We start from the raw sequence: 11353 nt of genomic DNA, 5'->3' as shown, positions 1-11353 counted from the left end.
CGTCTTGAAATACCAATCAGTAGAAGACTCAAGATTGATGACCGCTCAAGTAAAATTTGGTACTCTTAGCTCGGAATCACTGTAATTACGTCCGTGACCGAGATGAGTAGTCCAACAGCCCGATCCTACGCTTTCTTATCGATTGCAGCAGCAATCATCACTATTGCCTTGAAATTTGGCGCTTACCTGCTAACCGGGTCAGTAGGTTTGCTTTCAGATGCTATTGAGTCAATTGTAAATCTCGTAGCAGCATTGGTTGCTTTATGGGCATTGACCTATGCTGATAAACCAGCCGATGCCGAACACGCCTTTGGGCATTCTAAAGCCGAATACTTCTCCAGTGGTGCAGAAGGTGCGTTGATTGTAATAGCCGCTATCAGCATTGCTGTTGAAGCTTGGGGACGCTTGCTGCATCCAGAACCATTAACACAGCTGGGATTAGGGTTGGCACTTTCCCTCATTGCAACCGCAATCAATGGCGTTGTTGCCTTTATCTTGCTACGGGCAGGGCGGCGGTTGCGTTCCATCACACTCAGGGCTGATGCTCACCACCTGTTTACTGATGTGGTGACTTCGGCTGGTGTGGTAGTTGGAATCTTACTCGTCAAGCTAACAGGCGCTCTCGTGTTCGATCCAATTATTGCACTGATAGTAGCAGCAAATATTACTTGGACAGGATTTCGTATACTGCGGGAAACCAGTAGCGCTTTACTGGATGCAGCTTTACCTAAAAAAGAAATTGACGCAATCAAGAGCATCCTTAACGAGTACAAAGGTCAAGACATCCAGTTTCATGCCTTGCGAACCCGCGCTGCTGGAACCCGTCGCTTTGTTTCCTTTCATGTTCTTGTACCTGGATCTTGGACAGTGCAACAAGGGCATGATTTATGCGAAGCAATTGAGCTTGCGATTGTTCGGGTGCTGCCTTCAACCCACGTTACAACTCATTTGGAACCTGTAGAAGATCCAGTTTCTTGGGAAGATTTGGAGTTAGAGCGTTCGAGCAATCAGCAAATGCAAGATATGAGCGCAAGAGATTAATTGCTGCCGTTGAGCTTTCAGGAATGACGCGATAGCGAAGCGCTGCCGCCTTTGGCAGTTCGCATATCTCATCAACTGCAACGCCAAATACTGCACGCCAATTTCTAGGCCCAGGCGGCTAAGATTGTTGCTGAATAGCTGTTCTACAGCTTTGAAACTAAAGCTAAGTACGGTTATCTCTATATCTTAATTAGTACACATGTACGAATTGATAAGCTAAAATCTCAAGAAATCCCAAGTTTAGCATTCACCACTGAAATAATAGGCTAAACATGGGGTTACTTTCTGAATTTTAGTATGCCTAAACGAACATGGTTAGAACAGTTAACGAAGCTTTCAACATTTTTTTGAAAGATTATGTCAACTTAGACCCAGATGAAACTCAGTTAGCAAGAAGTAGTCGGGATTGGCTTTTAGACCAAATACGCTTGTTCCCTAGTAGGGAGATAACTTTTCCAAAGTTGTACTCAGAAAAAGATATATCTTTTGGTTCTTTTGCTAGACGCACCAAAAAGAGAGAACTTGATGACATTGATATAATGATTGCCTTCATTGCTGAAGGAGGTTGTTACCAAGAATACATCGATAGGATTGAAATATATGTCTCTGATTATGCTTACAAACTGAAACCTCTCTGTTATGACAACACAAATACACTCAATTCCCGAAGAGTCATCAATAAACTTATAAGCCTACTTGATCGAGTTCCACAATATGACAAGGCTAATAAAAAACGTAATATGGAAGCCGCCACTCTTAATTTAAAAAGTTATCCCTGGACTTTCGATCTTGTACCTTGCTTTTTTACACAAAAAGACTGGCTAAACAAAGATTACTATCTTATTCCAGATGGTAAGGGACATTGGAAAAAAACAGATCCAAGAATTGATAGGAATCGAGTAACTGAGGTCAATCAGCTTAATAATGGGAATGTCTTAAATGTAATAAGATTGATGAAATATTGGAATGAGAGACCAATTATGCCCTCAATGTCTTCGTACTTGATCGAGAATATGATACTAGATTTATATTCCACACAAAGCTATACAAAAGCCTCTGTATATGTAGATTTAGAGGTTCCCAAAGTGCTGCAATATATTCAAGACAAAATTTTCTCTCCAGTAAACGATCCAAAAGGCATTCAAGGTGATATCAATAAACTGAATAGTGAGGAGCGAAATAAAATTTTTACTAGAGCGTATATTGATTATAAAAAAGCTTTAGAAGCTAGGGAATTGGAGAGTAAAGGTGATCAAAAATTATCCATTGCAAAATGGGGTAGTATATTTGGATTTAACTTTCCTACTTATATTTAATACAGTATTTAAGTTTAAAAAGACAATCTTTTTTGTCTCTGAATTTTAAAGTTACTTCATCAAAACTATTTATGAACAATATTCCCCAAGAACAAAACACTCAGCGACAGCTAGATAAATTGGCTGCACAACGCCAACTTTATTCTGATGCAAAAGCCTTACAAGTTATTAGTGTAGTTATTAGCGTTCCACTGGTAATTGCCTGGTCTATTTTGGTTGCAATATTTCCTAAAATGGCAGTTTATGCTGGCTTATGGGGGATTAGCGTCACTTTCCTAGAACTTCTTATTTTTTCTCGGTTACAAAATTCTTCTCAAGAGAAAGCTGCAAAAATTCAACAACTTTTTGATTGTGAAGTCCTCCAATTTAATTGGTTAAATTTAAACTGTGGAATTCGTATTGAGCCAGAAACTATTATTGATGCTTCCACTAGGTTTAAACGTAAAAATCCAAACTATTCAACTCTTAAAAATTGGTATGCAGTTAGTGTTGGAAAATTGCCAATTCATCAAGCACGAATTATTTGCCAACGTTCTAATATCTGGTGGGATGCTCAACTGCGTCGTCGCTATTCTAAGTGGGTGATTTCCATATTGGTTACTTTAAATATTATTGTCTTTCTGATTGGTTTAATTGGAGGTTTAACTCTTGAAAAGTTTTTGTTGGCTGTTCTAGCCCCATTGACACCTGCGTTTGTTTTTGGGTTGCGTCAATATATTGAGCATAACGAAGCTGCAAACAGACTTGATAGGCTTAGAGAAAATGCTGAGGCTCTTTTACAAGAAGTAATTAATGGAAGATTTACTCCTCAAGACCTTGAGAGAGAATCATACAGCTTACAAGCTCAAATTTATGATAACCGTCGTCGCAGTCCATTAATTTTTGACTGGCTCTACTCTCGCTTGAGACGCAAGGATGAGGAACAAATGAATAGAGGTGCAGAAGCTATAATCCAAGAGTTGAGCCAAAGTCCTTAACACCATTTGTTGTGAGCGGCATAATAAATTGCTGTACCGGAAGTGAGGTGGTAAATTGAGTTGCAAAGGTTATTTGTGTCACGCTAGCTTTAAAGAATGACGCGATCGCATTTTTATATAAACTACAACGCCGAATACTGCAAATGCGATCGCCAATTTTCAAACTTAATTAAGTTAATTAACTTGCGATCGCAACTGTCTTTTTCCGCGAAGGACGTTTGCGGTCTGATTTTTTCTTCAATCCCACAGCTTGAGCTTGATCGCTATCTGAACCATATTGCCCGCGTACAACTTCTTTCATCGCTAATACGGCATTATGAAATTCCCACTCTGCTAATCGCGCAGCATCAGCAGCAGCACGGTATAAAGCTAATTTCTCGGTTTCGGTTTGTTGAGAAATCAACATTGCCTGATAAGCTTCTTGTAAATTAGCAGATGAAGCATCAGCACGAGTTGTGTTGTAAGTGCTGACGGTTTGTAAACCGTGGAATGAGTCAATATCTTGACTAATCAGTAGAGGACGCAAACGGTTTGTTGTATTTTGGGGAGGCATATATGCATACTTAGTAAATTGTACATTTAACGTACCCATTAAAACAAAAAAAGTTATCAGTAAGATGAAATTTTCAGATAGAGCAAGGTTAAAAAGGATAGTTTAAGATAACAGGTCGATGTATTGGCATAACAGACCGATGTATTAACATAACAGACCGATGTATTGGCATAACAGACCAATGTATTGGCATAACAGACCGATGTATTGGCATAACAGACCGATGTATTGGCATAACAGACCGATGTATTGGCATAACAGACCGATGCAATTACAAAACTGTTAGACGATACTAAAAACACGTGAGTTCGACAGACCTCTCCCTCCCAGCCTCCCTCTCCTTTTAGGAGAGGGAGGAGTAACGAAAAAAGAAAAGTTTTTTCCCCTCTCCTGGTAGGAGAGGGGCTGGGGGAGAGGTCAAAATAGACCCGTCGAACTCACGTTAAAAACCATGAGGAGCATTAAAATTTCTAACACTCTAAAGCTGAAGTGTCACTAGTCGGAATACAATCACAAAATGATGCAGTTTTGTTAGTAAAGACTGCACTAGAAAATAGTGGAGGTTAAAGCAATGGATGGGCGCGATCGCTACTTACGAATCGCTCTGGTTCTTGTTGGCATAGCTTTTCTACTTATATATCCGCTAACTCAAGTCTGGGCATCAGGCTGGTTATGGCAACCAGGTCAGCACGAATACGAACAGATGATCGTTGGTGTTTATGCGACGCTTGGTGTATTTTTGCTGTTGGCTTCAAGACAACCAGAAGCTCACCTCAGTTTAATCTGGTTCACCGTCATATCAAGTGCAATCCACGGGCTGATCATGGCGGTACATGCAGTAATTGACCCTGTTGAACAGGGACATCTGTTTGGTGATGTTCCAGCATTGTTCTTGGTAGCGATCGTCCTTGGCTTTTTAGCGCCCCGCAAAGTGGTGTCAAGTACATGAACGGGCGTAGAATGTCTGTGTATTTCCCATCATTAAAGAGATACAGCACATTTTAGATAAATATAAAACCTAAAACCTTGTAGAGACGTAGCAATGCTACGTCTCTACGTGTATTCGATTAGAGCGCAATTTGCTGTCAGCAGCTACCAGTCTATCTAAATAGCTGATTAACCAAAGTTTTACCCCACCCTAACCCTCCCCTTATAAAGGGGAGGGAACTAGATTTTCCGGTCTCCCCCCAATATATCGGGGGGATTAAGGGGGGTAATTCGACTTGTGTGTACACCGTAGCCTTTTAGGAAAGAGAAATATGAAGTGAGGTTTTCCAGATGCCGTGAAAAGTCAGTTCTACAAGAAGTAATTAATCCTAACTCCAGATAGATATCAAGGGGTAAGAATGAGTGCTATTTGTAACCAAAGTATTTATTAAATTTAGTGAGACTTTAACAGCCAGTAAAAGAAGCATGACTACAGAACAGCCGTTAATACTTGACGCTGCCAGCGACGAATTCATTTCAAAAATTGGTTCAAGTGCGCCTGTTCTTGCTAGTCAAAAAGGATTCTGGAATGGAGTCAGAGTTAGCTATTACGAGTACCACAATGCTGTTGAGACTCCTGAGCATTGTTTCTCGCAGCATTTGATCACAATTCATCTCAATCACGCCGTCGCGATCAAAGAGCAATTGCTAAATGGTCATTTACGATGCGCGAGCTTCAGCAACGGCGATATTTGTTTAACTCCTGCAACTGCTCCTGTATCAGTGCGTTTACAGGATGCAAGCGAGTGGATTGCTCTACACCTTGAACCTACGTTTATCGAGCAGATCGCGGCGGAAGTGGTCGATCCGGATCGACTTGAGATTATACCCCAATTCAAGTTAAATGACCCGTTAATTTATCAAATTGGAATTGCTCTAAAAGTAAATCTTGAATCTGAGAATGCCTGCGATCGCTTCTACACCGAGTCAATGGCAACCGCACTTTCTGCTCATTTACTACGGCACTACTCGACTCAAAAGCCCAAAATTGCAAGCTATTCTGACGGATTATCGCAGGCTCGATTACGACAAGTGACTGAATATATTCACCAGCATTCAGCGCAGAATCCTAGCCTGACGCTCATGGCTGAAATGGTGCAGATAAGTCCTTATTACTTTAGCCGTTTGTTTAAACAATCGACCGGATTAACACCACACCAGTATTTACTCAAATGCCGCACAAAAGAGGCGAAACAGCTACTCAAGACTACAAATCTCTCGATCGCTAACATTGCAATTCAAGTAGGCTTTGTCGATCAAAGTCACCTGAACCGCCATTTCAAGCGCCATTTTGGTGTTTCACCCAGCCAGTTCCGCGCTTAGGAACGTGGATTAAATAAAATGCAAAACTTCATCCTGTCTCTAGCTTCCCTCTCCTTTATAAGGAGAGGGATTGAGGGTGAGGTAAGCCAGGGACATAAACATAAATTGTATGTTGTTTAATTCTTATTCCTTAGAGCAAGAATGTACTGTTAAAAAGCAAGATCGTCCAAGACAGTCAGGCTTTATTTTTCCTACGATTTCTAGAGATTGGTTAATCAAGGGATAAAAATAAAGCTTTTTCTACCATGAAATTCTAACTAATTGAAATAAAGGATTTATACATGAACGCACAAAACAAGCCACAAGCTTTTCAAGTTAATAGTGCCGAAGGTCGCGCTTATTGGGGTATGGGCATTCTCTGGATTATGCTGGCAACTGCCGAAGATACTGATGGACAGTATTCTTGTATAGAAGAAATTATACCGCATGGGCCGGCAGCACCACCTCACATTCATGAGGCGGCAGATGAAACCTTTTACATTCTCGAAGGCGAAGCCACCTTCTTTGTCGAAGACCAGCCGATTAAAGCAACTGCTGGATCGTTTGTGTCAATTCCACGGGGTACAAAACACGCTTTTCAAATCGATTCTGAAACGGCTCGACTACTCAATACTTATGTCCCCGCAGGTTTTGAGTATACAATCATGGCAACGACAGTGCCCGCAGAGGCACGCACATTGCCTCCTGCTTCAATACCTTTTCCCGATCGAGAACAAGCTAATCAAGCGCTTGAGCAAGTCATTCAGCAGTATCCTGCCGCTAAAACAAAATTCTTACAAGGCTTTGCAAGCTAAATTACCCAACACCAAATTATTCGAGTTTGGCTCTGGCAGATCGATCGCTTTTCAAGTAACGAGTCTGCCTCATTAAATTCTGTAAATACAAAGAAAATCATGACAACAAAATTGACGGTTCTAGTCGCTGGCTCTACTGGGATGCTGGGTTCTAAGATTGTTTCTGCTCTACTCGACAAAAGCAACCTTGATATTCGAGCAATGGTGCGCTCAATCAACGACAGCAGTGCAAAAAATCGTCAAAAAATTGAGGCGATGCAAGCTAAGGGTGTCACGATCGCAGAAGGCGACTTAATGAAACCTGAAACGCTGCTGTCTGTTTGTGACGGGGTTGATGTGGTCGTCTCTGCGATCGGCAATAATGACGTGACTGTGCCAGGGCAGAAAAACCTGATTGATGCTGCCAAACAGCAGGGCGTGAAGCGGTTCATTCCTTCCGATTACTCCGTGGACTATCGCAAACTGGATTATGGCGACAATGATAACCTGGATATGCGGAAGGAAGTGTTTGAGTATCTCCAGCTCATGGGTTTGGAATATACCCTAGTTCTCAACGGGGCATTTATGGAATTCATCACCTATATGCCACTGTTTGACCTAGAACATCAGATATTTCAATACTGGGGCGATGGTGAAACACCGCTCGATCTTACCACTACTGATGATACCGCCAAGTATGTGGCGGAAGCGGTGAGCGACCCAAGCTTAGGAAACACGGCATTGTCAGTCGCAGGTGACACTTTAACCGCGAAGCAGTTGAAAGCCACTTATGAAGCGGCAACAGGCAGCAAATTAACCGAAAAATCATTGGGCAGTATCGCCGAGATGAAAGCTTGGATTGCTAACAAAAAAGCGTCAGCCAGTTCACGCGAAGAGTACGTTTACCACCAGTATATGTACGCGATGGTATCGGGTAAAGGCAAACTCGATCGGATTGGGAGCGATCGCTATCCCCACATTAAACCTAAGACGGTTAAGCAATTTCTAAGCAAAGGAAATTCGTAAAATGGCACAACAGCAGGTTTAGTGGAAAAAGTGGTGGTGCTTTCGTCTCTCGCTTGCGAGTTTGTTACGAGGCAAAAAACAGAGGGTTTTCCTGCTGCCCTTTAATATCATGTCCGGTTAAAGACTTATCATTAAGACGGCAGGGGAGCAGGGGGCAGGGGGAAAGAGGGTTTCCTGGTTTTTGCACAGATGCGGGAATTATAACTAATTAGGCGGACATGATATAACTCCTACTTTTATTGATAAAGTTTTAAATCAAGCAAGTTTAAACAAAAAGTAAGTTTTTACAATACATCGACTTGCATTAGGAATACATCGACTTGCATTAGGAATACATCAACTTGCATTATGAATGCATTGACTTGCATTAGGAATACATCAACTTGCATGGTGAATGCATCGATTTGCATTGTGAATGCATCTTGCGGAGTATATTTAAAAGCACACCTTAGCTAGAGTCTCTGTGCCAGATAGCAGTGATAATATACGGCTCATTCCTGTTGGTGCTTGTAGGAGACAATTATGGAAATCAGTAGACGCAGGTTGTTAAAAACTGCTTCTGCTTCGGGATTAGTGGCAGCATTACAGTTTCGGAAAGATTTTTGCAACCGCTCCTCGCCCAAACAGAACTCAACCAGATGATATCCCTGCATTCAATCGAGAAATCTTGAATCTATTTGCACAATTTGCACCACCGGCATCTGCTTCACATTAATCGGCTTTGTTTGTAGCTTACTCAACTGTGCGATCGCGTTTAATTTTTCATTCAACGTTTCAAAATATAGCTTTATCCAAGGAGAACACTAATTATGTCTAACTTCAAAATATTTTCTACTGGTATAGTAGCGATCGCTTTATCTCTGGCGACTGGTTGCACACCGACTACTCCGCACGACCAGACTACATCTGAAGTTCCAGCTGCTGTACCTGTACAAGGAACTGAGAGTCCATCCCCAACTGTATCGCCAACTACCTCACCAACTCCATCAGGGCAAAATAACCTCAGTTCGGCAGACAGACAGTTCATGACTCAAGCCGCTCAAGATGGTTTAGCAGAAGTCCAACTAGGACAACTGGCATTACAACGTGGAGCTAGCAATGTGGTAAAACAGTTTGGACAGCATATGGTTGAAGATCATACGCAAGCAAACAATCAACTTAAACAGCTGGCGGCTCAAAAAGGTGTGACGCTGCCAACTACTATTGGCGCCAAAAATCAGCAAGTAAAGCAACGTTTATCCAAACTTTCTGGTGCTAACTTCGATCGTCAATATCTGAACCAGATGCTTCAAGCTCATCAAAAGGATGTCGCCGCATTCCAAACTGAAGCTGAACAAGGACAAGATGCAGACGTGAAAGCATTTGCGGCTCAAACGCTACCAACCCTCCAACAACACCTGCAAGAGGTTAGTTCTCTTGTTAATCCTGGAAGTTCAACTAGCACCCCAACTCCAACTAGCACCTCAACTCCAACTAGCACCCCAACTCCAACTAGCACCCCAACTCCAACCACTACCCCGTAAGGCAATAAAGTTCAGTTAAGCATTTCTTCTTTCCCTTTGTATCTGCTGCGCGTACTCTTGCAAACAAGCAAGCTACGCGTAGCGTTTTGTAGAGAAGGTGGTAGGGGTACAGCAATGATTAAACTTCTTGGCATTGTAGGGAAAAGGGTAAGGGGTAAAGGTATAGGAATTTTCCCAAACCCAGTAACCTTTCTAAAATAGCTGAGTAACCAAGGTTTTACCCCACCCTAACCCTCCCCTTATAAAGGGGAGGGAACAAGAAATCTTGTTTCCCCCCAATATATCGGGTGGATTAAGGGGGGTAATTTGACTTGTGTATTACAAGCCGATGCTTTGGGGTGGGGTAAAGCGTTTGTGGGACAAACGTTTGAGCTTAAGTTGACAACAATGAGCAATCATGTGTCCCTACGACAGATGTGGTTCAAATATATGAAAACTGCTGGAAGCCGAAAATTTCATCATTAAAGAGAATTTTAAGGAACCACGATGTCTAAATTGTTTAAAGGAAAAATTTCTCGTCGTCAAATTCTAACTACAGCTGGGTTAGGAGCCGTTTCAGCCGCCGCAATTGGTAGTATGGGCGAAGAGGTTACTGCCCAACAACCAACGGGACAAGCCACTCCTCGCGGAGGTTCGTTGCCGCCTCAGATTGAGTTTGCGCCCATCTCAGAAAAAACTGAGGTTGATACGGGTGGGCCACCAACTGCATTACCTCCAGAGCGACGTTTGGGATTTGCGATCGTTGGACTTGGCAGACTGACATTAGAAGAAATCATGCCTGCCTTTGCAGAATGTAAACTAGCAAAGCCAACTGCATTAGTTAGTGGTGATACAGCTAAAGCAAATCTTGTTGCCCAGCAGTATGGCATTAAACCGCAGAACGTTTACAACTATCAGAATTACGACAATCTCCGCAACAATCCAGACGTTGATGTAATTTATATTGTACTGCCTAACAGTATGCACCGGGAATATACGGTGCGTGGTGCGAAAGCTGGAAAGCATATTCTGTGTGAAAAGCCAATGGCAACCACAGTCGAAGATGCTCAACAAATGATCGACGCGTGCAAACAAGCCGATCGCAAGCTGATGATTGCTTATCGCTGCCAATATGAGCCGCACCATCGCGCCATGATTCAGATGATCCGTAGCAAAGAATTGGGAACTGTGAAGGTGATTCAGGCAGACAACGGACAAAACCAGGGAGGTGACTTAAATCAGTGGCGATTGAAACGCGCCTTAGCTGGAGGTGGCTCTTTACCGGATGTAGGAATTTATTGCTTGAATGCAACTCGCTATTTAACGGGAGAGGAACCGATCGCAATTAGCGCCCAAATCTTCAGTACTCCCGGCGATCCGCGCTTCAAAGAAGTAGAAGAAAATGTCACCTTCCAGCTGCGGTTTCCCAGTGGAATACTAGGGATTTGCTCCACCAGCTACGGCTTTCATGAAGGGCGGCGGTTTCGCGTTTTCGGCTCTGATGCTTGGGGACAACTCGATCCGGCGTTCTCCTACAATGGCTTGCGAATGATGATTTCGCGCAAATCCCCAACCAACAGCATGGCAGAAAATATTAGCGAAGTGCGGATAGGTGAGAAGAATCAGTTCGCCTTAGAAATCGATCACATGGCGGATTGTGTGATTCAAAATAAACAACCTCATACACCTGGTGAAGAAGGTTTGCAAGACCAAAAACTTATAGCGTTGATTTACGAAGCGGCACGAACAGGCAAAACGATTACCTTGCCTCGTGTCTCAGGATTGGATACCACTCGCGGCCCCGCTCCGCGAATGCTGAAGTAATCTGTGCATACCGCAGTCATGACCAAAGAGG

11 protein-coding genes are annotated in these 11353 nt (G+C 42.6%); 9 read left to right on the top strand and 2 right to left on the bottom strand.

What is annotated here, in order from left to right:
- Positions 1-102 precede the first annotated feature (102 nt).
- The 3 genes from RMX89_RS09020 (at position 103) to RMX89_RS09010 (ending at position 3334) form a co-directional block, all read left to right on the top strand.
- Complete coding sequence (locus tag RMX89_RS09020; RefSeq protein WP_322671614.1) at positions 103-1041, top strand: cation diffusion facilitator family transporter; 939 nt, start codon at positions 103-105, stop codon at positions 1039-1041.
- Between the two features lie 311 nt (positions 1042-1352).
- Entirely contained in the window at positions 1353-2357 is a 1005-nt protein-coding gene (locus RMX89_RS09015) for a hypothetical protein (RefSeq protein WP_322688686.1), read from the top strand.
- Positions 2358-2428: 71 nt separating this feature from the next.
- The gene (locus RMX89_RS09010; protein WP_322688685.1) at positions 2429-3334 is read left to right on the top strand and encodes an S-4TM family putative pore-forming effector; all 906 of its coding nucleotides are present in this window, start codon (positions 2429-2431) and stop codon (positions 3332-3334) included.
- A 178-nt stretch (positions 3335-3512) separates the two neighbouring features.
- On the opposite strand, the gene RMX89_RS09005 is transcribed toward RMX89_RS09010, so the two are convergent.
- Positions 3513-3887, bottom strand: a complete 375-nt coding sequence (locus RMX89_RS09005) for a hypothetical protein (protein ID WP_322688684.1) — start codon at positions 3885-3887, stop codon at positions 3513-3515.
- 571 nt (positions 3888-4458) lie between these two features.
- Between RMX89_RS09005 and RMX89_RS09000 the strand changes: the two genes are divergently transcribed.
- The 4 genes from RMX89_RS09000 (at position 4459) to RMX89_RS08985 (ending at position 7996) form a co-directional block, all read left to right on the top strand.
- The gene (locus tag RMX89_RS09000; protein ID WP_322688683.1) at positions 4459-4836 is read left to right on the top strand and encodes a DUF6632 domain-containing protein; all 378 of its coding nucleotides are present in this window, start codon (positions 4459-4461) and stop codon (positions 4834-4836) included.
- A 464-nt stretch (positions 4837-5300) separates the two neighbouring features.
- On the top strand, positions 5301-6197 hold the full coding sequence (locus RMX89_RS08995; protein ID WP_322688682.1) for an AraC family transcriptional regulator: 897 nt from the start codon (positions 5301-5303) through the stop codon (positions 6195-6197).
- A gap of 281 nt (positions 6198-6478) precedes the next feature.
- Positions 6479-6991 (top strand): quercetin 2,3-dioxygenase, encoded by a 513-nt coding sequence (locus tag RMX89_RS08990; RefSeq protein WP_322686206.1) that lies wholly within the window; start codon positions 6479-6481, stop codon positions 6989-6991.
- A 99-nt stretch (positions 6992-7090) separates the two neighbouring features.
- Entirely contained in the window at positions 7091-7996 is a 906-nt protein-coding gene (locus RMX89_RS08985; RefSeq protein ID WP_322688681.1) for an aromatic alcohol reductase, read from the top strand.
- A 491-nt stretch (positions 7997-8487) separates the two neighbouring features.
- Here RMX89_RS08985 and RMX89_RS08980 read toward each other — a convergent pair whose 3' ends face one another.
- A complete protein-coding gene (locus RMX89_RS08980) occupies positions 8488-8649 on the bottom strand; it encodes a hypothetical protein (RefSeq protein ID WP_322688680.1) in 162 nt (53 codons plus the stop codon).
- A 156-nt stretch (positions 8650-8805) separates the two neighbouring features.
- Here RMX89_RS08980 and RMX89_RS08975 point away from each other — a divergent pair, with 156 nt between their 5' ends.
- Together RMX89_RS08975 and RMX89_RS08970 are read left to right on the top strand one after the other, a co-directional pair.
- Positions 8806-9519 (top strand): DUF4142 domain-containing protein, encoded by a 714-nt coding sequence (locus RMX89_RS08975; RefSeq protein WP_322688679.1) that lies wholly within the window; start codon positions 8806-8808, stop codon positions 9517-9519.
- 486 nt (positions 9520-10005) lie between these two features.
- Positions 10006-11322 (top strand): Gfo/Idh/MocA family oxidoreductase, encoded by a 1317-nt coding sequence (locus tag RMX89_RS08970; RefSeq protein WP_322688678.1) that lies wholly within the window; start codon positions 10006-10008, stop codon positions 11320-11322.
- The last annotated feature ends 31 nt before the right edge of the window (positions 11323-11353 follow it).

This window comes from Nostoc sp. DedSLP04 (assembly GCF_034530775.1).
GTDB lineage: Bacteria > Cyanobacteriota > Cyanobacteriia > Cyanobacteriales > Nostocaceae > Nostoc.
This window is presented reverse-complemented; position numbering and strand designations above follow the sequence as displayed.

Excerpts from the sequence above, each read along its gene's own strand:
- RMX89_RS09015 (WP_322688686.1), top strand. The coding sequence starts at position 1,353 with ATGGTTAGAACAGTTAACGAAGCTTTCAACATTTTTTTGAAAGATTAT.
- RMX89_RS09005 (WP_322688684.1), bottom strand. The coding sequence starts at position 3,887 with ATGCCTCCCCAAAATACAACAAACCGTTTGCGTCCTCTACTGATTAGT.
- RMX89_RS09000 (WP_322688683.1), top strand. The coding sequence starts at position 4,459 with ATGGATGGGCGCGATCGCTACTTACGAATCGCTCTGGTTCTTGTTGGC.
- RMX89_RS09010 (WP_322688685.1), top strand. The coding sequence starts at position 2,429 with ATGAACAATATTCCCCAAGAACAAAACACTCAGCGACAGCTAGATAAA.
- RMX89_RS08990 (WP_322686206.1), top strand. The coding sequence starts at position 6,479 with ATGAACGCACAAAACAAGCCACAAGCTTTTCAAGTTAATAGTGCCGAA.
- RMX89_RS08995 (WP_322688682.1), top strand. The coding sequence starts at position 5,301 with ATGACTACAGAACAGCCGTTAATACTTGACGCTGCCAGCGACGAATTC.
- RMX89_RS09020 (WP_322671614.1), top strand. The coding sequence starts at position 103 with ATGAGTAGTCCAACAGCCCGATCCTACGCTTTCTTATCGATTGCAGCA.
- RMX89_RS08975 (WP_322688679.1), top strand. The coding sequence starts at position 8,806 with ATGTCTAACTTCAAAATATTTTCTACTGGTATAGTAGCGATCGCTTTA.
- RMX89_RS08980 (WP_322688680.1), bottom strand. The coding sequence starts at position 8,649 with ATGCAGGGATATCATCTGGTTGAGTTCTGTTTGGGCGAGGAGCGGTTG.
- RMX89_RS08985 (WP_322688681.1), top strand. The coding sequence starts at position 7,091 with ATGACAACAAAATTGACGGTTCTAGTCGCTGGCTCTACTGGGATGCTG.
- RMX89_RS08970 (WP_322688678.1), top strand. The coding sequence starts at position 10,006 with ATGTCTAAATTGTTTAAAGGAAAAATTTCTCGTCGTCAAATTCTAACT.